This window comes from Blautia caecimuris, assembly GCF_024622975.1.
Classification (GTDB): Bacteria; Bacillota; Clostridia; order Lachnospirales; family Lachnospiraceae; genus Blautia_A; species Blautia_A caecimuris.
Genome location: NZ_JANJZT010000005.1, coordinates 103,783 through 126,912, shown reverse-complemented (window position 1 = coordinate 126,912; position 23,130 = coordinate 103,783). Strand labels below are relative to the sequence as shown.

General features: G+C 42.6%; 22 protein-coding genes. All 22 read left to right on the top strand.

The genetic code is table 11. The annotated features are described in order from the left end of the window. Window positions 1–9 precede the first annotated feature (9 nt). The 22 genes from NSA57_RS05205 (at window position 10) to smc (ending at window position 23,130) form a co-directional block, all read left to right on the top strand. Entirely contained in the window at window positions 10–1,197 is a 1,188-nt protein-coding gene (locus tag NSA57_RS05205; protein WP_138270851.1) for an acetate/propionate family kinase, read from the top strand. A gap of 292 nt (window positions 1,198–1,489) precedes the next feature. After that, window positions 1,490–2,509, top strand: coding sequence for a LacI family DNA-binding transcriptional regulator (locus tag NSA57_RS05200; protein WP_257464216.1), 1,020 nt, complete (start codon window positions 1,490–1,492; stop codon window positions 2,507–2,509). Window positions 2,510–2,692: 183 nt separating this feature from the next. Then, entirely contained in the window at window positions 2,693–3,745 is a 1,053-nt protein-coding gene (locus NSA57_RS05195; RefSeq protein ID WP_257464215.1) for an autoinducer 2 ABC transporter substrate-binding protein, read from the top strand. Window positions 3,746–3,840: 95 nt separating this feature from the next. Continuing rightward, on the top strand, window positions 3,841–5,325 hold the full coding sequence (locus tag NSA57_RS05190; RefSeq protein ID WP_257464214.1) for a sugar ABC transporter ATP-binding protein: 1,485 nt from the start codon (window positions 3,841–3,843) through the stop codon (window positions 5,323–5,325). Window positions 5,326–5,336: 11 nt separating this feature from the next. Continuing rightward, window positions 5,337–6,359, top strand: a complete 1,023-nt coding sequence (locus tag NSA57_RS05185; RefSeq protein WP_257464213.1) for an ABC transporter permease — start codon at window positions 5,337–5,339, stop codon at window positions 6,357–6,359. Beyond that, window positions 6,359–7,351 carry an ABC transporter permease gene (locus NSA57_RS05180; protein WP_257464212.1) on the top strand — a complete coding sequence of 331 codons (993 nt, stop codon included), beginning with the start codon at window positions 6,359–6,361 and terminating at the stop codon, window positions 7,349–7,351. Before NSA57_RS05185 ends, NSA57_RS05180 begins: the two co-directional genes overlap by 1 nt. A 12-nt stretch (window positions 7,352–7,363) precedes the next feature. Then, window positions 7,364–7,948 carry an RpiB/LacA/LacB family sugar-phosphate isomerase gene (locus NSA57_RS05175; RefSeq protein WP_257464211.1) on the top strand — a complete coding sequence of 195 codons (585 nt, stop codon included), beginning with the start codon at window positions 7,364–7,366 and terminating at the stop codon, window positions 7,946–7,948. Between the two features lie 85 nt (window positions 7,949–8,033). Next, window positions 8,034–8,561: a YceD family protein gene (locus NSA57_RS05170; protein WP_257464210.1), complete on the top strand. Its 528-nt coding sequence runs from the start codon at window positions 8,034–8,036 to the stop codon at window positions 8,559–8,561. A gap of 3 nt (window positions 8,562–8,564) precedes the next feature. Further along, window positions 8,565–8,747 carry a 50S ribosomal protein L32 gene (rpmF, locus tag NSA57_RS05165; protein WP_022067649.1) on the top strand — a complete coding sequence of 61 codons (183 nt, stop codon included), beginning with the start codon at window positions 8,565–8,567 and terminating at the stop codon, window positions 8,745–8,747. A 354-nt stretch (window positions 8,748–9,101) separates the two neighbouring features. Then, window positions 9,102–9,518: a hypothetical protein gene (locus NSA57_RS05160; protein WP_257464209.1), complete on the top strand. Its 417-nt coding sequence runs from the start codon at window positions 9,102–9,104 to the stop codon at window positions 9,516–9,518. Window positions 9,519–9,529: 11 nt separating this feature from the next. Further along, entirely contained in the window at window positions 9,530–10,267 is a 738-nt protein-coding gene (locus tag NSA57_RS05155) for a hypothetical protein (RefSeq protein WP_257464208.1), read from the top strand. Then, complete coding sequence (locus NSA57_RS05150) at window positions 10,257–11,252, top strand: protein phosphatase 2C domain-containing protein (RefSeq protein ID WP_257464207.1); 996 nt, start codon at window positions 10,257–10,259, stop codon at window positions 11,250–11,252. Before NSA57_RS05155 ends, NSA57_RS05150 begins: the two co-directional genes overlap by 11 nt. A 2-nt stretch (window positions 11,253–11,254) precedes the next feature. Then, window positions 11,255–12,232 (top strand): serine/threonine protein kinase, encoded by a 978-nt coding sequence (locus NSA57_RS05145; RefSeq protein WP_147598924.1) that lies wholly within the window; start codon window positions 11,255–11,257, stop codon window positions 12,230–12,232. A 51-nt stretch (window positions 12,233–12,283) separates the two neighbouring features. Next, the gene (locus NSA57_RS05140; RefSeq protein WP_257464206.1) at window positions 12,284–12,490 is read left to right on the top strand and encodes a zinc ribbon domain-containing protein; all 207 of its coding nucleotides are present in this window, start codon (window positions 12,284–12,286) and stop codon (window positions 12,488–12,490) included. Window positions 12,491–12,556: 66 nt separating this feature from the next. Further along, window positions 12,557–13,243: a vWA domain-containing protein gene (locus NSA57_RS05135; protein ID WP_022067655.1), complete on the top strand. Its 687-nt coding sequence runs from the start codon at window positions 12,557–12,559 to the stop codon at window positions 13,241–13,243. Between the two features lie 178 nt (window positions 13,244–13,421). Next, window positions 13,422–13,754 carry a hypothetical protein gene (locus tag NSA57_RS05130; protein WP_257464205.1) on the top strand — a complete coding sequence of 111 codons (333 nt, stop codon included), beginning with the start codon at window positions 13,422–13,424 and terminating at the stop codon, window positions 13,752–13,754. 75 nt (window positions 13,755–13,829) lie between these two features. Continuing rightward, entirely contained in the window at window positions 13,830–15,176 is a 1,347-nt protein-coding gene (locus NSA57_RS05125) for an MATE family efflux transporter (RefSeq protein WP_257464203.1), read from the top strand. 237 nt (window positions 15,177–15,413) lie between these two features. Further along, complete coding sequence (locus tag NSA57_RS05120; RefSeq protein WP_173752161.1) at window positions 15,414–17,249, top strand: ABC-F family ATP-binding cassette domain-containing protein; 1,836 nt, start codon at window positions 15,414–15,416, stop codon at window positions 17,247–17,249. Window positions 17,250–17,272: 23 nt separating this feature from the next. Then, window positions 17,273–17,758 (top strand): NUDIX hydrolase, encoded by a 486-nt coding sequence (locus tag NSA57_RS05115; RefSeq protein ID WP_257464202.1) that lies wholly within the window; start codon window positions 17,273–17,275, stop codon window positions 17,756–17,758. Window positions 17,759–17,832: 74 nt separating this feature from the next. After that, a complete protein-coding gene (gene plsX, locus NSA57_RS05110) occupies window positions 17,833–18,870 on the top strand; it encodes a phosphate acyltransferase PlsX (protein WP_257464201.1) in 1,038 nt (345 codons plus the stop codon). 18 nt (window positions 18,871–18,888) lie between these two features. Then, window positions 18,889–19,560, top strand: a complete 672-nt coding sequence (gene rnc, locus NSA57_RS05105; protein ID WP_138270292.1) for a ribonuclease III — start codon at window positions 18,889–18,891, stop codon at window positions 19,558–19,560. 9 nt (window positions 19,561–19,569) lie between these two features. After that, a complete protein-coding gene (gene smc / locus NSA57_RS05100) occupies window positions 19,570–23,130 on the top strand; it encodes a chromosome segregation protein SMC (RefSeq protein WP_257464200.1) in 3,561 nt (1,186 codons plus the stop codon).

Below are 23,130 nucleotides of genomic sequence, written 5' to 3'. Positions count from 1 at the left end.
GTAAAAATCATGAATGTATTGGTAATTAACTGTGGAAGTTCTTCCTTAAAATATCAGCTTATCAACTCTGATACAGAGGCAGTTCTTGCAAAAGGTCTCTGCGAGAGAATCGGAATTGACGGAAGACTGGTTTACAAAAAAGCCGGCGGTGAAAAAGAGATCACAGAAGCTCCGATGCCCACACATAAAGAGGCAATCCAGATGGTGCTTGACGCTCTTACAAATGAAAAAACAGGCGCAATCAAGAGCCTGAAAGAAGTAGATGCCATCGGTCATCGTGTTGTACACGGCGGAGAGAAATTTGCTTCTTCTGCAGTTATCACAGATGAGATGATCAAAGCAGTGGAAGAGTGCAACGACCTTGCTCCTCTTCATAACCCGGCAAACCTGATCGGTATCCGCGTGTGCTCAGAGCTTATGCCTGGCGTACCGCAGGTCGGCGTATTTGATACTGCTTTCCATCAGACAATGCCGCCGAAAGCATATCTCTATGGTCTGCCGCTTGATTATTACAAAAACTACAAGATCAGAAGATATGGTTTCCACGGAACTTCCCACAGCTTTGTTTCCAAACGTGCGGTTGAATTCCTGGGTCTGGACAAAGAAAACTCCAAAGTTATTGTATGCCACCTGGGCAACGGATCATCTGTCAGCGCAGTTGTAAACGGCAAATGCATTGATACTTCCATGGGTATGACTCCGCTTGAGGGTCTGATCATGGGAACACGTTCCGGAAGCATTGATCCGGCTATCATGGAGTTCATTGCAAAGAAAGAAAATCTGGATATTGCAGGCGTTATGGATGTCCTGAACAAAAAATCCGGTCTGTACGGAATGTCCGGACTTTCCAGCGATATGCGTGACCTGGAAGATGCAGCAGCAGAAGGCAATGTAGATGCAAAGAACGCAAGAGAGGCTCTTGGCTATGGTATTGCAAAATATGTAGGCGGATATGTTGCAGCTATGAATGGTGTAGACGCAATCGTGTTTACAGCAGGTATCGGTGAGAACGACAACCTTGTACGTGAGGACGTATGCTCTTACCTTGGCTACCTGGGAATCTCCATCGACAAAGAGATCAACAAAAAACGCGGCGAGGAGATTGTAATCTCCACACCGGATTCCAAAGTTAAGGTTGCAGTAATTCCTACAAACGAAGAGCTTGCAATCTGCAGAGAGACAGTTGCTCTTGTATAAAAAGACAGTTGTGATTATATAAGATTTTCAGGAAGGCTCACCCCGAAAGGGGTGAGTTTTCTCATGTATAGATATAAAAGTACATTTTAATTTTATATCTATTATTGTTCAGGACTACAGACAATGAACAGAGATGCTTGTTTATGGTTTGTGCATATATTACAAAAGTAGGCGTTTTAAAATGTTATAAAATGACAAAAATAATAAAACATATTGACATTCAGGAAAAATGATTGTATGCTGAATCCAATGAAACGTTTCAAAACGCCTGTTTATGGAAGGATTAAATAATATGACGAAAAAAAAAGTTACCATTACCCAGGTAGCCAAATATGCAGGTGTTTCGGTTGGGACGGTTTCCAATTATCTGAATGGAACAGTATCTGTTTCACCGGAAAAGGCAGAGAAGGTGCAACAGGCTATTAATGACCTGGATTATACTCCGGATGCACTGGCAAGTTCACTTAGGAGTAAAAACAGTAAAACTATTTATGTACTTACTCCTAATCTCAGGAATGCCTTTTATACCAATATCATCAGTGCTTTGATGGAATATGCTTATAAAGCAGGATATTCTGTAAATATTTCCGGCTATGAGTATTCTGACGAGAGAGAAAGGAAGCAGCTGCGTCTTCTGGGAAGCTGCAAGCAGGGTTCTTCGGTAATCATATTTAACGGATATAACGATGAAACAGAGATACGTCGTCTGGTAAAAAAAGATATGCATGTAATTCTGGCAGACAGACAGACTTTTGTAAAAAACACATCCAGTGTAAATTATGAAAATCATCAGGTTGTTTTTGAATTAGTCAGGCTTCTGAAAGAAAAAGGATATCAGACTATTGGACTGATGGCGGAACTTACAGAGTTGGAAAATATCAGAAAGAGACGGGACAGCTTTATAGAAGCAATGCATTATTATGGATTTAAAAATCCTGAAGAATGCGTATTTGAAGATAAGTCCTTATCTCTGGACAAACTCAGAAACAGCTATCTGTATATGAAATGGCTTCTGGAACATAACAAAAAAGAGAATCTCCCAAAAGCCTGGATTGCAACTTCTGATTACCTGGCGATTGGAATGATGAGGGCAATCAATGAAAAAGGATACTCGATTCCTGGTGATTTTGGAATAGTTGGTTTTGATAATCTGGATCTTTCAGGATATATCAATCCAAGACTTACTACAGCGGAACAGGATCAGGAGCTTTTTGGAAAGACGTTGTGGGAGGTAGTAAAAAGAATGAAGCAGACTGGAAAAACGGAGCAGATTGTGCTTCCTCAGAAAATTATTATCCGGGAATCCTGTTGATAAAACAATGTGCGGTACAGAAAGTGCCGCATAAAATTAACAAATATTTTGAAACGATTCAAACAATAAAAACAATTAACAAAAGCAGGAAGGGGGACAATTGATAATCCGAAAATCTTTTGCAGTGTATGGATCGTTTTTCAAATATTAAAATGACACGGAAAAACAAAGGAGGAATTCAAAATGAAAAAAACAATAGCAGTGACTTTATGTGCAATGCTGGCAGCAGGTACAGTAGGAACCTGTACATCTGTATATGCATCAGAGGAACCTGATCCCACAAAAGATGAGTCTGTGATCAAGGCAGCAGAAGAAGAGTGGGAGATTGCAGTTGTACCTAAGGATTCTACGAATCCCTGGTTTGTTCGTATGGATACCGGTGTAAAGGAATTTGCAGAAAAAACAGGGGTAAACTGTTATCAGATTGATACAGGAACCATTGATGCCACAAGACAGGCACAGCTTGTAGAAGACCTGATCGCTCAGGGCGTAGATGCTATTTGTGTAGTTCCTGTAGATATGGAATCCATGGATTCTACTTTGAAAAAAGCGAAGGATGCAGGAATTGTAGTTATTACCCATGAGGGAGCCGATCTGGAAAATGTAGATTATGACATTGAGGCTTTTTCAAACGAGGGATATGGAGCTTTTATTATGCAGAATCTTGCAGAAGCAATGGGAGAAGAGGGAGTTTATACCACCATGGTAGCTTCTCTTACAAATGGTTCTCATAATGAATGGGCAGATGCAGCAGTAGAGTATCAGAAAGAGCATTATCCAAATATGACTCTTCTGGAAGAAAATCCACGTGTAGAATCTGATGATAATGGTGATACCGCTTATAATGTGGCAAAAGAGCTGATTAAAACCTACCCTGACCTGAAGGGCATCATGGGAACATCTTCTTTTGACGCACCTGGTGTTGCAAGAGCAATTCAGGAGCTTGGTCTTGTAGATAAGTTTTTTACTTCCGGAACAGGTATGCCGGCGGACAATGCAGAGCTTTTGAAATCCGGAGTTCTGAAATCCCTGACTTTGTGGGATCCTGCAAAATCCGGTGAGGCAATGGTAAATCTGGCATGCAAGGTGCTCAATGGTGAAGAGATTGCTGCTCCACTAAATCTGAATGTGGACGGTTATACAGAAATGAATTTCCGGGAAGGAAATGAAACCGTTCTGGAAGGACAGGGCTGGATTACAATTGATGCTGAAAATGTAGATGGCCTTGGATTCTGATTTTATGAGCGAACAGGAACCGCCGGTGTAACAGCCGGCGGATTCCTTTCAGAATATCCGTGAATGGGATATGAGAGAGCGGAGAGGAGGAGCTTATGACGCAGAGCTTGTTAAAAGCGGAACATGTAAAAATTTCTTTTGGAAATGTTCATGCGCTTAAGGACGTATCACTGGAGATTCTTCCAGGCGAGATCCACTGTCTGGCGGGAGAAAATGGCTGTGGAAAATCAACGATTATCAAAATTATATCCGGCGTGTATCAAAGGGATGGCGGAACTATAGAATTTGGAGGAAAAAAACTGGAAAAAATTTCTCCTATTGATGCGATCAATATGGGAATCCAGGTAATTTATCAGGATTTTGCATTGTTTCCCAATCTGACAGTTGCAGAAAATCTGGCATTGAATACAGAACTTGCATCAGGCAAAAAAACAGTGCGATGGAAAGAAGTGAGAAAAATTGCTCAGGAGGCAGTGGCGAAAATTAATTTTGAAGTAGATCTGGATCAGAAAGTCCAGGAGCTGACTGTTGCACAGAAGCAGATGGTGGCGATTTCCAGAGCGCTTATGTCCAATGCCCGGCTGATCATTATGGATGAGCCTACAACTGCTCTGACAAAAAAAGAAGTAACTGCATTATTTAAAATTATTTTGAAATTAAAGGAACAGGGAATTGCAATCCTGTTTATCAGCCATAAATTAAATGAGGTATTTGAGATTTCTGACAGATTTACGATTTTCCGGAATGGAGAAATGATTGCGACAGGAAGTACAAAGGAGCTGGATGATAAGAAGTTTACCTATTATATGACAGGAAGAGAATTCAGTGATCAGATCTTTACGCCTGAAAATGTATCGGATAAACCTGTTCTGGAATTAAAAAATCTTACTCTTGAGGGAGCTTTTTCCGATATCAGTTTCTCTCTCCGAAAAGGTGAGATCCTGGGAATCACAGGACTTCTTGATTCCGGACGTACAGAGCTGGCGCTTTCTATGTTTGGGCTGAAACCTGCAGACTCCGGTCAGATTTTGAAAGACGGTACACCTGTGAAAATCACAAACCCCCGGGAGGCTATTGATAACAAAATCGGCTATGTTCCGGAGGACAGACTTTCAGAAGGGCTTTTTCTTACGCAGTCCATTGCAGATAATATTATCATATCAGAGATTGACAGGCTGAAAAAGAAAAATGGAATGTTTGATCTGAAGAAACGCAATGAGGAAGTAGAAAAATGGGTAAAAGAACTGGAAATCAAAACAAAGAATCCCGATAATCCGGCAACAACTCTTTCCGGAGGAAACCAGCAGAGAATTGTACTGGCAAAATGGCTTGCATGCAATCTTGATGTACTGATTCTCAATGGTCCAACTGTGGGAGTAGACATTGGATCAAAACATGACATACATATGGTACTGCAGAAGCTGGCAAATCAGGGGCTTGGAGTTATTATCATTTCAGATGATCTTCCAGAGGTAATTCAAAACTGTTCCAGAGTTCTTGTGATCAGAAACGGAAAAATCAAGTCCGAATATGATACGCAGAAGGTCAGTGAGCAGATGATCATTGATGATATGATGTAGGAGGCAGTCATATGAACAAAAAAATCAGAAAAATATTTCAGTCAAATGAACCATATATATTCCTGATTATTATTGCTCTGGGAATAGTAGTTCAGGTTCGTTCCGGACAGTTTTTTACAGGAAATAATATAGTGGATCTTCTGAGCGCCATGATCGTACCGGGACTTTTTGCCATAGCAGAGTTTATGGCCCTGATCGCAGGCGGTATTGATGTTTCTTTTCCGGCACTGGCTTCGCTTTCCGCATATGCCACCACAAAATTTCTCCTTGACAGAGAATATGAGGGAAATGTGCTTCTGGCATTTGTGATCGCAATTCTGATCGGAGCTCTTCTGGGGGCGATCAACGGATTTTTTATCGGATACCTGAATCTGAATGCCATGATCGTAACACTTGGCACAGCCAGTATTTTTCAGGGATTTATGCAGGGAACATTACGGGCAAATCAGTTGTCGGTGATTCCGGCCGGTATGAAGGAATTTGGAACCGCTTCTTTTGTTACGGCAACAAATAAGGTAAACGGACTCAGTTCCATTCTTCCCTATACATTTATTATTCTTGTGCTGGTATGTGCTCTGATGCATTTTGTTCTTCGCTATACCATTTTTGGGCGGGGAATTTATGCAATAGGCGGAAATGCTCTCAGCGCACATACCGCAGGCTTTAATGTGAAAAGAACAAAATTTATCATGTATATTATGATCGGAGTAATTGCTTCTATTGGTGGAATCTGTCGTGTATGTATGATGCAGCAGTGCCATCCGACAAATATGCTTGGTATGGAGATGAATATCATAGCCGGAGTGGTTTTGGGAGGCGTTGCTCTTACAGGAGGAGCAGGTACCCTTACAGGGTGTATGCTTGGTACTTTCCTGATCATTCTGGTACAGAATTCCATGATTCTTCTTGGAATTCCCACAACATGGAGTGATGTATTTGTAGGTCTTGTTATTGTGATCGGCGTATCTCTGACTGCCCTGCAGGCCTCCAGGCCCTCCAGAAGCAGGAAGAAAACAGCAAAGGAGGGTGCGTGATGAACAAAGTCAAAAGTATTTACAGAAAAAATCCTGAAATGAGCAGACTGCTTTTGATCATGGCCTGCTGGCTGATATTTATGATGTTTACTCAGGCAGAAAAATTTTTTACAGGAATTAATTTTCTGACTATGGCAGGACAGTTTCCGGAATACGGACTTATGGCTCTGGGATGCATGTTGTGCATGATCACCGGAGGAATCGATCTCTCTGTAGTAGGAACAGCAAATATGGCTTCTATTCTCAGTGTATACACCATGATGCATTTTTTTGGAGAAGAGGGTCCCATGCCTCTGTCATTTTCAGCTGTGATCTTTCTGATCGCTATTTTGACTGGCGTTGTGGTGGGAAGTGTCAATGCTTTTTTGATCTCATGCCTGGGAGTGCCGCCTATACTGGCTACCCTGGGTATGAATGAGCTTCTTACAGGACTATGCATTGTATTTACAAACGGATCTGCAGTATCCTCATTCCCAAAACAGTTCTGCGATTTTTTCTCAGGGAATTTTATGGGATTTATTCCAAGAAGACTGATCGTGTTTATTGTGGTAGCAGTGCTCATCTGGTTTATGCTTGAAAAATGTACATATGGAACAAAACTCCGGCTTTATGGAACCAACGCCCATGTTGCCAAATTTTCCGGGATCAATACCCATGCGCTTTTATTCCGTACCTATATTACTTCATCAGTCTGTGCAGCTTTAGGCGGTCTGATGATGCTGGCAACATATTCTTCAGCCAGAGCAGATTATGGAAGCAATTATACGATGCAGGCGATTCTTCTGGTGGTTCTGGGCGGCGTAAGTCCAAATGGCGGAAAAGGAAAGATTTCCGGTGTGATCACAGCAATTGTTCTTCTGAAGATGATTGAATCAGGTATCAATCGTTTCAGAAGCGTTTCTACCTATTATGTAACACTGATATGGGGCGCTGTTCTGATACTTGCCCTTGTAATCGACTACTTCAGCCAGAAACCTAAGAGTACAAAATAGGAGGGGAAAAATATGAAGACGATTAAAGATAAGCAGATTCTTGTAGGCGCAGATTTTGCAGGTTTTCCTCTAAAAGAAGCAGTAGTTGCTCACCTGAAAGAATATGGATGGACAGTGACAGATGTGGGAGTGCAGTCCCCTGAGGATGAGGATACAGATCTTATGTTTCACAGAATCGGACTAAGGGTTGGTTCTATGATATCAGAAGGAGAATTTGAACGTGCTCTTATTTTCTGTGGAACAGGAATGGGAATCCACATTGCGGCAGGTAAATGCCCTGGAGTATTTTCCGGAGTAGTAGAAAGTGTTCCGGCAGCTCTTCGGGCAATTACCGGAAATGGTGTGAATGTCCTGGCTATGGGGGCATTTTATGTGGCGCCAAAGATGGGCTGCGATATTGCAGATGCATATCTTACTCATAACCTGGGAGATGGATATGAATACTGGCCGAATTTTTATGAGTTTCATAAGCTGGCCTGTGATGAGCTGAATGCTTTTGATTACGAAAAATACAAGGCAAACGGATTCAAGGTGGAGCATCTGGGCGATTATCCTCTGGAGCTTATGAGCCCTCCGGACATTTTTGACAAAAAATAACAGAATTGTCGTAACAGAAGGTAAAAATCCTTGACAAAGGAAGCCCTCCTATGTATAATTGATTAAGTGTGAATAGGAGATAATTATGCAGATTCATTTATCAGATGTTACATCCTGTGAAGGAAAAACAATACAGGTAAGCACAGAGCTGGAGATGGAAACAGTTTCTTTCCAGATGGGTGAGTTTCCTGTATTAAAAAAAGAACCGGTAGATTTAGTCATTACAAATACCGGAAATAAGGTTCTTGAGCTGACCGGCAATACATGTGTGACAGTGAGCATTCCCTGTGACCGTTGTCTGGAACAGGTTAAGGTTGAAATTCCATGTCATATTGAGCGCAAGCTGGATATGAAGCTTACGGATGAGGAACGGGTCAATGATCTGGATGAAAGCAACTATCTCACAGGAATGGACCTGGATGTGGACCGGTTGGTCTATCTTGAGGTACTGATGAGCTGGCCTTTGAAGGTCCTCTGCAGAGACGACTGCAAAGGCATCTGCAGCCAGTGTGGGAAAAACCTCAACGACGGTCCCTGCGGATGCGCAGAGGAGCCGAAGGATCCCCGCATGGCAGCTATCAGTGATATATTTAGTAAATTTAAGGAGGTGTAACCTATGTCCATATGTCCAAAGAACAAAACATCTAAAGCAAGACGCGATAAAAGACGTGCAAACTGGAAGATGAGTGCTCCGAACCTGGTAAAATGCAGCAAATGCGGCGCCCTGATGATGCCTCATAGAGTTTGTAAAGCATGCGGAAGCTACAATAAGAAAGAAATCATTAAAGTTGAAGACTAATGAAAACGTAAAAACAGGATCCTGAAAGGGGTTCTGTTTTTTTGTTAAAGAAAAGCTTTTCTCCTGGAAAGTAATAAATAAAAAGTCCCACTTCTGCCGGCATAATGAAATAGAATTCAATCATAAGAAATCCATCAGTCATCGATCCGAGACTGGTGGATTTCTTATTTAAAAGTATGGGAACTAAGGTATTTTAAAAATCATGTTTTTTAATAATCTGCCCCTATCAGTTGCCACAGATTGAAAAAAGATTATGAAGAAAATAAAATTAATAAGACGAAAAGGAAAGAAAGAGAATAAATGATATCCCAAAATAAGGTTTACAAACAGGTTGAAGGTTGAGAGGGGAACGGTATGGAAATTTTAATTGTAGTTTGCTTGGCAGTACTGGTATCGGTTTTTATTGTAAAATTTTGTATAAAAGGTGAGTCCGGAGGATCGGAAAAAGACTCCGGCGCATTGTATTACAGTGAAAAAACAGAGGATATAGTCGAGAAAACAGAAGAGAGTCTTGAGGCATTTTGCTATGAGGTAATAAAAGACGAAAAAGAGAAGATTAAAAAAACAGAAGTTCCGATAAAGACCGGAATTGTATATGGTACGAAATCGGCATTGGTTCCTGCGTCAGCCGGTTCTCTGTCACAAAAGACAATGGAGGTAAAAGTGATATATCAATATATTCCGACTGACTGTGGATGGAAATGCAGCTATTGTGACGGCAGGAATGATGAAAGTGAAAAAAGATGTCAGGTATGTGGCATGGAAAGATGAGGAAGGATGATATGTATTGTGGAACATGTGGTGAAAGAATAAAAAACGGCGAAAAAATATGTCCTTTTTGCGGAAGTGAGCAGACGACTTTGCCCCAATGGAAAGGGATTTCTCTTGATTTTATTTCAGATAAAGAAGAAAAGGAAGAGCCTTTGGAGAAAACATTAAAAACAGGCAGGAATTTGTCCGATACAAAGTCAAAAGAGGAGGACGAAATATTTTACCGGTCGGAAAATCTGGAGAGTTCGCCCTTTGATTTTCAGGATACAAAGAGAAAATTAAAGCAAAACGGAGGAAAACAGAAAAAAGTATCCGGTATATCCGGAATAGTGAAAGTATCAATTATAATCTGTGTTGCAGTATTGATTTTGTCCGGTAGTATTTATATCAGAGCATTGCAGAGGAGAAACGATAATCTGGGACAGAAACTGGAACGAATGGAAAAGCTGGAAGCTCAGCTTCAGGAACAACAAATAAAATATAAGGGCATTGCAGAAAAACAGAAAGCTCAGAAAAAACAGATTGAAGCGCAGGAAAAGCAGATGAATGAACTGGAAGGTCAGATAGCTGAAATAAGAGAAGATCTGGATATGAATACAGCTGAAGAAGATTTTTTTGATGCCGGAGAGGCAGAAAGTGAAGAAATAACAGAAAGAATGACAGATGAAGATAAAATACCGGAAAGCGAACAGGAAGTCATATCTTCAGACGGATATAGTCAGGAGGATTACAGTTCAGATGAACAATAAAACAAAAAAGCAGGATTGTAATGACGGAAACAGAAAATCGGATTTCAGAACCGTGACAGATTACTGCTTTTGCCTGACCAGAGAAAAAGTGTCGGGAAAAGGGGAGGACAGCTTCTTTTTTGACATAGACAGGGAAAAAGGAATCATCGGTGTTTTTGATGGAAGCGGAGGCAGCGGTGCTAAGGTATATCCATTTTTTGAAGGACACAGTGGAGCCTATGTGGCTTCCAGAGTGCTTGCCGAAGTGTCCCGCAGATGGTTTTCTGCCCTTCCGGACGATCTGAAAGCGTGTTTCGGATCTAAAGAGGTAAAAAAGCTGAAACGTTGGATAGATCGATATTTAAAGGCATGTTCTGAGCTTGGAAGTGGAAAAAGTATGCTGAAAGGTAATCTGATGAAGGAATTTCCATCTACTCTGTCACTGGTTTTGATTGCTCCCTGGAAATCAAATGCTTTAGTGACTGAATTTATCTGGGCAGGAGATTCCAGAGGATATATTCTGGACAGCAGCGGTCTGCATCAGGTGACTGTGGATGATATTGCCAATACGGATGCACTGGAAAATCTTTCCGAGGATGCACCCATGAAAAATGTGATCTCTGCTTCCCATCCTTATGTTTTAAATCGAAGAACAGGTATAGAACAGCTGCCTGCACTGATTATTTCGGCAACCGACGGATGTTTTGGTTATCTTCGTTCTCCGATGGAATTTGAACGTTTTCTTTTGAAAACCATGAAAAGATCAGAAAGCATGGAACAATGGAAAAAAGAGATGGATCAGCTGTTAAAAAGAATATCCGGAGATGACTATACCATGTGTATATATGCGGCAGGATTCGGCAGTTTTGTCCATATGAAACATTACTTTTCTGCAAGATTACAGGAATTAGAGCAGAAATATTCCTGTGAAGACAGTGGAAAAGAGAGACTGTTAAGTGAATGGAAGGAATATAAGCTGGAATATGAAGCTTATCAGGAAAATTAAAAATGAAAGTAATTAACGGATATGTCATAGACGGCGATTTAAAGACCGACAACAGTGGTTTTTCAAAATGGGCATTTGCCAAAAAGAACGGATGCGATTATTTTATCAAGGAGTTTCTGGCGCCGGTCTATCCGGTAGATGAAAGTCTTTTTGGACCTGAAATGACAGCGCGCAAAAGAAAAATCTGTGAGAAGTACGAAAACAGATCTGTCTCCTTATACAGCACGCTGAATGAAGCTTCCGATGGAAATCTGGTAAACATCTGCGAATTTTTCAGGTGTGGAACAAAGTATTACATGACCATGGAAAAAATTCGTGGAATTGGATGGGAAACTATCGGAGATTTGTGCGAGCAGGAAAAACTGAAATTATGCAGAATACTGGCACACAGTGTTTACAGACTTCATGAAAATGGAATCGTGCATGGCGATCTGAAACCTGAGAATATTCTCCTGAAGCGCCTGGAATCAGGAGCAGTGACGGCAAAGCTGATTGATTTTGATAATTGTTTCTGGGAAAGAGAGGTTCTTCCCGCTAATAAAGAAATTCATGGGGATCCTGTATATTTTGCGCCGGAAACGGCCCGGGCTATTATAGGTGATGAAGATAAACGGTTGTCTGTCAAAATTGATGTTTTTGCTCTGGGTTTGATTTTTCATCAGATTCTGACAGGAGAACTGCCGGATTTCGATCACGATAAATATCATTATGTGTTTGAGGCCCTTCTTGACAAAGGGGAAGTCAGACTGCACCATATTACAGATTCCGGGAACAGGATGATCCTGGAAAAAATGCTGGTGCCTGATCCGGAAAAACGCATCAGCCTTGCAGAATTTCTTGAAAAATGGGAGGATTTGGAACCTGATCGGGAAAGTTCATCAAAGCTGATACTGCATTTAACATCAAACGTAAGTGAAAAAAGTGAGGAAAACACCGGTAATGGAGAGGAGTTTTTTTATACGGCAGGAGACTTGCAGTAAAAATAGATTTATAAAATAAATAAAATCATAAGATAAAAAGGAGAGGACGATATGTTTTGCGGATATTGCGGAGCAAGGCTGAAAGAGGATTCAAATTTTTGCGGAAAATGTGGGACAAAGGTAATAAAGATGCCGGAAGAACTGAAATGGGAAGAAGAGGATACAGTGACTTTTGAAAAAAAACCAGAAGTAATTATTCACCAGGAAAAGGAGTCGGAGGATTTCTGCAATTATTTTTATAAACCGGAAGATCTATAAGAATGATGTCAGCCAGTAATGATACGAATTCTAAAAGCATAAAAAGATACGTTGGGAGAAAAGAGAATGGGAGAAAATTATTTGTTTAAGTATAATGTAGACATGGTATTTTGTATTGACGCAACAGCCAGTATGCGTCCGGTGATCAATACAGTAAAAAACAATGCGTTGAATTTTTACCATGATGTGACAGCGGCCATGGAGAGAAAAGGAAAGCATATTAACGAAATGCGGATTCGGGTTATTGCTTTTCGGGATTATCTGGCAGATGGTGATTCTGCAATGATGACAACTGATTTTTTCCGGCTGCCTGAACAGTCGAAAGATTTTGAAAGGTGTGTAAAAAGTATTCATGCAAAAGGAGGCGGGGATACACCGGAAGACGGTCTGGAGGCTTTGGGATATGCAATTAAGTCAAAATGGACTCCGGGAGGCGATAAAAGAAGAAATATAATTGTAGTATGGACAGATGCTCCTACACATAAGCTGGGATATGGAAAAAAATCTCCCTGCTATCCTTCTGGGATGGCAGAATCTTTTGGAGAGCTGACTTCCTGGTGGGGAGATGAGCAATGTCCGGGGCAGATTTCTGACTCATCTAAGCGGCTGGTTTTGTTTGCGCCTTATGAAGAGGAATGGAGTGTTGTTACGGAAAACTGGAATAATGTCATCCATTATCCCTCCACTGCGGGAAATGGTTTGGAAGACCTGGACTACAAAGAAATTATTGATGCCATTGGAAACAGTATCTGATTCAGGATAATGATGCGAAATGAACTTATCAGGAATGGAAAAATAAAAATCCCCTGTTCACATCAACAGATAAAATCAGATTAATATTTATTTAACAATAAAAAGATTGACAATTACAGAGTAAAGAGTTAGTATATAGACAACAATAAAGATGCTTCTTTAAAGGAGGTCGGTGATCATGACGTTTGCAGAACAGATTTCAATTATTTCTTTTGCTGTGATTCTTGTATTTTGTATGGCCGCTTATCTGAGAAGCCATTCCCGGTATGAAAACGGAATTTTCCACAAAGCCAGTTGTTGTCTTTTATATGGATACCTGAAAATAAGTCTTGCCGCAGGATATGCAAGGAGAGCCGTAATGATGAAGCTTGGAAGTATCTGCAGTAGTTATCATTTTCAGGATGCTCCTGAGACATTCCGGCATAAAGAGAACCGCCTGAGAGAACTCCAGATGGAAATTTCCCGCAGCGGGTATGCGAAACACTCACATAATCTCAAAATATTAAACTAACAAAAAATTGATTTTCCTCAGCTCCTCTGCTATACTGCATAGCAGAGGAATTTTTATCTCGGGGGGAGAGCGGATATGAACAAAAGAAATCAGATTACCGAGGGTGTGATCTGGAAGCAGCTTTTATTATTTTTCTTTCCGATTGTATTCGGAACTTTTTTTCAGCAGATTTATAATACGGCCGACACAATTGTTGTCGGTCGTTTTGTGGGTAAGGAAGCACTGGCGGCAGTAGGAGGCTCGGTCAATCAGATTGTCAACCTGATCGTTGAGGTGTTTGTTGGTCTTACCTCCGGTGCTGCGGTCGTTGTGTCTCAGTTTTTTGGAGCTCAGGACAGGAAAAATCTGGACAAAACCGTACACACGTCTTTTGCCTTTTCTCTGGCAGCAGGAGCGATTATCGGAGTGGCGGGATTCCTTCTGTCAGATGCAGTTCTGGAAGCAATGAATACACCGGTTGAGCTGATGGCAGATTCCAGAACCTATCTTCATATTTATTTTATGGGGATTGTTTTTAATCTTGTTTATAATATGGGGGCCTCTGTGCTTCGGGCAATGGGAGATTCCAGAAGACCTCTTTATGTTCTGATGACTGCATGTATTTTAAATATTGTTCTGGACATTGTTCTGGTGGTGGCTGCCGGAATGGGAGTCCGGGGAGTTGCCATTGCCACAGTATCCTGTCAGGGAGTCAGCGCAGTCCTTGTTACGGGAATGCTGATGAGAGATCATGGATTTTTCCGGCTGGAAATAAAAAATATCCGTTTCTACGGCGCTTCGCTTAAAGCAATTCTGCGAATCGGGGTTCCGGCAGGTATTGAGGCTGCCATGTACTGTGTGGCAAATATTGTGATACAGGTATTTGTAAATCGTCTGGGAACCGACTATGTAGCTGCCTGGGGCACTTTTGGGAAAATCGATGCCGTATTCTGGATGGTAGTCAATGCCTTTTCCATTGCGATTACTACCTTTGTGGGACAGAATTATGGCGCAGGCAGAACAAGACGAATGCGAAAAAGTGTGCGGGTGTGTCTGGGAATGTCCTACAGCTCGGCGATTCTGCTCAGCGGCCTGCTGATCGTTTTTGCAGAGCCTTTGTACAGGCTGTTTACAACAGATAACCAGGTGGTAGAGATCGGTGTTTATATGACGCGCTATCTGATGCCGTCCTATTTTCTTTATGTAGCCATTGGGATTCTTTCCGGCGCGCTCCGCGGAGCAGGAAAAGTGCTTGTGCCTGTGATTTTAACCTGCGGCGGCGTGTGCATCATGAGGATTACCTGGATGCTGGCCGTTCTTCCTGTTTTTCCGGGAATTGAGACAATTATGCTCAGTTATCCGGTATCCTGGGGCATTACGGCAGTGCTGTTTGTGATCTACTATGTGAAGAGGTTTCCAAAGACGGAAAATGAGAAAAAATAAAATCATAAAAATGACAGAAGCAATGTAAATGAAATGTTTTTTATTAGGAAGAGTTTTTGTTGTTTCAAAATAAACAAATACGGAAGTTTGCACAATGGGATCTGTTATATGAGGACACAAAAGAATACTTACTTGTGCAGACAGATCGTGCGGATTAAACACAGGAGAGCATGATATATTTTTTCAATTTGAGTATTTACAGTAAAATAAATAAGAAAGTACAGAGAGAAGAATGATATGAATATTTTAAATATGGAACACATCAGCAAAACCTATGGCGATAAAGTGATTTTTGATGATATTTCAGTGGGAATCCATCAGGGTGATAAGATTGGTCTGATCGGAATTAACGGAACAGGAAAAACAACATTTTTAAGGATTCTGGCAGGAACAGAGGAACCGGACGAGGGACAGGTGATCATGCAGAACGGGCTGCGCATTTCCTGCCTTTCCCAGCACCCGGAATTTCCTGAGGGAGCTACAATCCTATCTTATGTGACTGCAGGAAAGCGGGAGCAGGACTGGAATCCGGAAACAGATGCTCATATGATCCTGAACAAACTTGGCATTGCGGATCATGAGGAGGAGATCAGTCATCTTTCCGGAGGTCAGAAAAAAAGAGTTGCTCTGGCCAGAGTTCTCATTAATCCCACGGATGTTCTTATTCTGGATGAGCCTACCAACCATCTGGACAATGAAATGGCAGGATGGCTGGAAGATTATCTGAACCGTTTTAAGGGAGTAGTGATCATGGTGACTCATGACCGGTATTTTCTGGACCGTGTTACAAATAAGATTCTGGAGCTAAGTCACGGAAAGATTTATACCTATGAGGCAAAATATTCTCAGTTTCTGGAAATGAAAGCAGAGAGAGAAGAAATGGAGCTGGCGTCAGAGCGGAAACGCCAGAGTATTCTCAGAATGGAGCTGGAATGGGCAAAACGAGGCTGTCGTGCAAGGACTACCAAGCAGAGAGCAAGGCTTGACCGTCTGGAAACACTGAAAAACGGCGCTGCGCCTGTCCGCGACAAAAACGTGGAGATTGATTCTGTAGAGACAAGAATGGGCAAAAAAACAATTGAGCTTCATCATATTTCCAAAAGCTTTGGAGATAAGGTATGCATCCGGGATTTTGACTACATTGTGCTGAAAAATCAGCGGCTGGGAATCATCGGACCCAACGGCTGTGGCAAATCTACGCTTCTTAAAATTATTGCAGGTATCATACAGCCGGACAGCGGGGCGGTAGAGATTGGAGAAACCGTAAAGATCGGTTATTTTTCTCAGGAAATTGAGGAAATGAACACCAGTCAGCGGGTAATTGATTATATTAAGGATGTTGCAGAGTATATTCCCACAAAGGACGGACTGATCAGTGCAACAAAGCTTCTGGAGCAGTTTCTGTTTGATTCTTCCATGCAGTATGCGCCAATAGAAAAGCTTTCCGGAGGAGAGAAGAAGCGCCTGTACCTTCTGAAAGTGCTTGCAGCAGCGCCAAATGTCCTGCTTCTTGACGAGATCACAAATGATATTGATATTCCCACACTGACCATTCTGGAGGACTATCTGGATTCCTTTGCTGGAATCGTGATCGCTGTGTCTCATGACCGGTATTTCCTGGACAATATTGCAGACCGGATTTTTGAGTTTGACAGAAGAGGAAACCTCACACAGTATGAGGGTGGTTATACGGATTATCTGGAAGCGAAAAAGAGACGGTTCGGAGACAGCATTGATTCTGATTCCGGAAAAAGATCAGAAGGAAGCAGAGAAGTCTCTGATTCCGGAGAAAAGGATTCTGCAAAGACCTGGAAACAAAACCGTCCCACAAAGCTTAAATTTTCTTATAAGGAACAGAGGGAATACGATACTATTGATGAGGATATTGCGAAGCTGGAAGCAAAGATTGAAAAGCTGGATCAGGATATTATGGCCAATGCCACAAATTCCGGAAAGCTCAATGAGCTGACAAAGGAAAAAGAAGAGGCGGAAGCTCTTCTGGAAGAAAAAATGGACCGCTGGGTTTACCTGAACGATCTTGCGGAAAAAATCGAAGCCCAGAACAGAAAATAAATTTTTGCAGGAGGTGAAGGACTGTGAAAAAAAGACCCATGACAACGCTTTGTTATGTAGAAAAAGAGGAAGCATATCTGATGCTTCACAGAGTGTCAAAGAAAAATGATGTAAATAAAGATAAATGGATCGGTATCGGGGGACATTTTGAAGAGGGAGAAAGTCCGGAGGAATGTCTTTTAAGAGAGGCATATGAGGAAACCGGACTGAAGCTGACCTCCTGGAAATTCCGGGGAATCGTTACCTTTACACAGAAGGATTACGGAACAGAATATATGTGTCTTTATACAGCAGATGGTTTCACCGGAGAGGTGAAGGACTGTGATGAAGGCGTTCTGGAATGGGTAAAAAAGGATGAGCTTCTGAATCTGAATCTCTGGGAGGGAGATAAGATCTTCCTGAAACTTCTGAAGGAAGATGCCCCGTTTTTTTCGCTGAAGCTGACCTATGAGGGGGACAGGCTTACAGAGGCAGTCCTGGATGGAGAGAATCCGCAAAACACCCTTTAATTTTCTGACATCTCTTGACTTTACCCCTTCAGATTTAGTATGATAAAGTTTGAAATTTTAACAGGAGGCGTATTATGGCAGAATTAGTAAAAGTAGTTGTGGATGCCATGGGAGGCGACAATGCACCTGAGGAACCGGTAAAGGCAGCCGTAGAAGCCGTAAAGGAACGTGAGGATATTTTTGTGATCCTTACCGGACTTGAAGACGTGATCAAAAAGGAATTAAATAAATATCAGGGATACCCTGAAGAAAGAATACAGATCGTACACACCTCAGAGGTGATCGAAACAGCAGAGCCTCCGGTGTTTGCAATCCGCAAAAAAAAGGATTCTTCCATTGTAGTGGGACTGAATCTTGTAAAAAAACATGAGGCAGACGCTTTTGTTTCCTCAGGCAGTACAGGCGCTGTTCTTGTGGGTGGACAGGTGCTTGTTGGCAGATCCAAAGGAGTGGAGCGTCCTCCGCTGGCGCCTCTGATCCCTACCATGGAAGGCGTAAGCCTTCTGATCGACTGCGGGGCAAATGTGGACGCAAGACCTTCTCATCTGGTTCAGTTTGCAAAAATGGGTTCAATCTATATGGAGCAGGTTGTGGGAATCAAAAACCCCAGAGTAGCCATTGTCAATAACGGGGCGGAGGAAGAAAAGGGAAACGTTCTTGTAAAAGAAACCTTCCCGCTTCTGAAAGAAACGGAAGGCATTAATTTTATTGGAAGTATTGAGGCGAGAGACATACCTTCCGGCTATGCGGACGTAATCGTGTGCGAAGCCTTTGTGGGAAATGTGATCCTCAAGCTTTATGAAGGCGTCAGCGGCTCTCTGATCAAAAAGATCAAGGGCGGCATGATGAAGAATCTCAGAAGTAAAATAGGAGCGCTTCTGATTAAGCCTGCTCTGAAAGAAACTCTGAAGGATTTTGATACAACGAAATACGGCGGCGCGCCTCTTCTGGGTCTGAAAGGACTTGTAGTAAAGACTCATGGAAGCGCAAAAGCGGTGGAAATTAAAAATGCGGTTTTCCAGTGCGTTCAGTTTAAACAGCAGAAGATCAATGAAAAAATCGCAGAGCGTATTCAGCCTCCTGTAAAGGCGGAAAGCCATCAGGAGAATTAACAGAAAGAGGGAAAGATTATGGATCAGTTGGAACAGAAGATCGGCTACAGGTTCCGCAATAAAAAATTACTGCGTCAGGCGCTGACACACAGCTCCTACGCCAATGAAAAAAAGCTCGGAAAGCTGGGCTGCAACGAGAGACTTGAGTTTCTGGGAGACGCTGTTCTGGAGCTGATCAGCAGTGATGTGCTTTATGCCCGTTTTCCACAGATTCCGGAAGGCGAGCTGACAAAAAAAAGGGCGAGCCTTGTGTGTGAACCCAGTCTTGCCTATTGTGCAAGACAGTTTGGACTGCCGGAATATCTTCTTCTGGGAAGAGGAGAGGATATGACAGGCGGAAGAATGCGTGATTCCATTGTCTCTGATGCCACAGAGGCGCTTCTGGGCGCGATTTATCTGGACGGCGGTTTTGAGAGAGCCAGGGAATTTGTGCTGAAATTCATTCTGAATGATATAGAGAGAAAACAGCTTTTTTACGACAGCAAGACAATCCTCCAGGAGCTTGTGCAGGAGGACGGAAAGCAGCCGGTGGAATATGTGCTTACCGGAGAAAGCGGACCGGATCACAACAAGCAGTTTGAAGTTGAGGTAAGGATCAACGGTATTCCAGCAGGAAACGGTGCCGGACATACGAAAAAAGCCGCAGAACAGGCTGCAGCCTACCAGGCGCTCCGGAAAATCAAACAGTAAAGGTGAAATATGTATTTAAAAAACATAGAGGTACACGGATTCAAATCCTTTGCCCAGAAGATCAATTTTGAATTTCATAATGGAATCACAGGTATTGTAGGACCGAATGGCAGTGGAAAAAGTAATGTAGGCGATGCGGTCCGCTGGGTGCTGGGCGAACAGAGTGCCAAACAGCTCCGCGGCGGAAATATGCAGGATGTTATTTTTTCCGGAACAGAGCTCCGCAAACCTTTAAGCTTTGCTTCAGTTGCCATTACCCTGGATAACAGCGACCATAAGCTTCCGGTGGATTTTAATGAAGTTACGGTTACCAGACGGCTGTACCGTTCCGGAGAAAGTGAATATCTGATCAATGGAAGCCACTGCCGTCTGAAAGATATTCAGGAAATGTTCTATGATACCGGTATCGGTAAGGAGGGTTACTCTATTATCGGTCAGGGGCAGATTGATAAAATCCTGAGTGGAAAGCCGGAGGAACGACGGGAGCTTTTTGACGAGGCTGCGGGAATTGTAAAGTTTAAACGGAGAAAAAATACTACGATCAAGAAGCTGGAGGAAGAACGCCAGAATCTTGTACGTGTGACAGATATTCTGACCGAGCTGACCAGGCAGCTGGAACCTCTGGAAAAGCAGTCGGAAACAGCAAAGATCTATCTTACAAAAAGAGAAGAGCTTCGTGATCTGGATGTAAATCTTTTTCTTCTGGATTATGAGGAAACAGGGCATATTCTGAAAGAGCTGGCAGAAAAGTCAGAAAGAGCACAGGAAGAGCTTTCTGAGACAAAAGAGGCGTATGAGCAGACAAAGGTAGAATATGAGCGTCTGGAACAGGAACTGGAGACTCTGAATACAAGACTTGAAGAGCTGAAGGAAAAGCAGCAGCAGAATGCTCTTTCCAGACAGCAGTATGAAAGCCAGATCCAGATTCTGGAAGAGCAGATCCATGCAGGACGGCAGAACAGTGATCATTACCGGAACCGTCTGGGCGTTTTGAAGGAAGAACTGGAAAAACGTGAAAAGGAAAAAGAAACTCTTACACAGGAAAAGGAAGCTCTTCATGAAAAACTGAGAGAGCAGCGGAACCGCCTGAAAGAAGAAAACAATCGGCTGGAAACCATTCAGGCTGAAGTGGCAGCATGTACCTCAGCTGTAGAAGAAGGAAAAAATGAGATTATTGAAATCCTGAACAGCCGTGCCACCACCAAAGGAAAGGCCCAGCGTTTCGACGCAATGATGGAGCAGCTGGATATCCGTAAGGCTGCTGTCAGCCAGCGCATCCTTCGTTTAAAAACAGAAGAGGAGTCTCTTGTATCTGAAAAGAGCAAAGCGCAGTCCAGATATGACAGCGTGACCCATACCATCGCTTCTATGAATGAAGAGTGTGTGCGTCTGGATGGTGAGGTTCAGAAGCTTCAGGAAAAACTGAAGGATCAGAGCAGACAGATGGAGAACGGCCAGGCAGCCTATCACAGAGAGTCCTCCCGCCTGGAATCTTTAAAAAATCTTACAGAGCGGTATGACGGATACGGAAACAGTATTCGCCGCGTAATGGAACAGAAAAGCAGAGAACCGGGAATCCACGGAGTAGTGGCAGACATCATCCATGTACAAAAAGATTACGAGATTGCCATTGAGACTGCTCTTGGAGGAAGCATTCAGAACATTGTCACAGATAATGAACAGACAGCTAAAAGGATGATTGGATTTCTGAAGAAAAACCGCTTTGGCCGGGCTACCTTTCTTCCTTTGTCTAATATGAGCGGAAGAGGCGGTATTTCTCAAAGAGAAGTGCTGAGAGAAGAAGGCGTGATCGGAACAGCAGATACGCTGGTTCAGGCAGAAGCTCAGTACAGCGGGCTGGTACAGTACCTTCTGGGACGGGTTCTGGTAGTGGATCATATTGATCATGCCATTGCTATTGGAAAAAAATACAGGCACAGCCTCCGTATGGTTACCATTGAAGGAGAATCCTTAAATCCCGGCGGTTCCATGACAGGTGGAGCCTTTAAAAATAACAGTAATCTCCTTGGACGAAGACGAGAGATCGAGGAGCTGGAGCGCAGCGTGGAGCTTTTGAAAAAAGAGCTTCAGGAGCTTCAGAAGGAAATCGGAGATAATCGCAGCAGGAGAAATGTTCTGAGAGATGCGATTGCGGATTTCCAGGAAAAACTAAGACAGCAGTATGTGGAACAGAATACAGCCGGAATGAATCTGAAGCAGCTGGAAGAAAAGGAAGCTGATATTCAGAAAAGCTACGGCCAGATCGACAGAGAAAAGGAAGAGCTGCGCCGTCAGGCAGTGGAGATCAGGGCAGATCATTCCAGCATTGCAAAGGAACTGGAGGCTTCTCAGAGGGATGAGAAGGAACTGGAAACCTTTATTGAAACCAAACAGAAAGAACTGGAGGAATGGAAGGCTGAGGAAGCATCCAAAACAAAGGAGCTGGAGGAGCTTCGTCTGGAAGAATCCTCTCTGTCTCAGAAAGAACACTTCCTTCAGGAAAACATGATCCGTCTTTTAGGAGAGATGGAAAGCTTTCAGAGAGAAAGCCGTGAGCTTGAAGAAAATCTCAAGAAAAGTGAAGAAGAGACAAAGCATAAGCATGAGGGAATCCAGAATCTGAAAAACGCGGTGGAGGCCTGTGAAAAGCTGGATCAGGAACTTCAGGAACAGAAGGAAGAGAAACAGCAGCAGAAGGAAGAGAGAAATACAAGCCACAAGGCATTTTTTGAAAAGCGGGATCAGCTATCAGAAAGAACCTCTCTTCTTGATAAGGAGTGTTTCCGCCTGAAAAGCCAGGAGGAAAAGGTGGAAGAGCAGAGGGAAAGTCAGATCTCCTATATGTGGGAGGAATATGAGATCACTCCAAACAGCGCTCTTTCCCACAGAAAAGAGGAGCTTAATGACAGACAGGAAATGAAAAAAAATATTTCCAGGATCAAGGATGAGATCCGCAGACTTGGTTCTGTAAATGTCAATGCCATTGAAGAATATAAAAACCTTCTGGAAAGACATACCTTCCTTTCCGGACAGTATGAGGATCTGGTACAGGCAGAAAAAACTCTGGAAAGTATTATCCAGGAGCTGGATGAAGGAATGCGCAGACAGTTTGCAGAAAAATTTCATGATATCCAGAGAGAGTTTGATAAGGCCTTTAAGGAACTGTTCGGCGGAGGAAAAGGAACTCTGGAGCTTGCTGAAGATGAGGATATTCTGGAAGCAGGGATTAAGATCATTTCCCAGCCACCGGGCAAAAAACTGCAGAATATGATGCAGCTTTCCGGCGGAGAGAAGGCTCTGACTGCCATAGCCCTTCTTTTTGCTATCCAGAATCTGAAACCGTCTCCGTTCTGTCTGCTGGATGAGATTGAGGCGGCTCTGGATGATTCCAATGTAGGACGTTTTGCTTCGTATCTTCAGAAGTTGACGAAAAATACACAGTTTATTATAATTACACACAGGCGTGGAACCATGAACGCAGCAGACAGGCTTTATGGTATCACCATGCAGGAAAAGGGTGTGTCAACACTGGTTTCTGTGGATCTTGTAGAAAATCAGCTGAGCAAATAA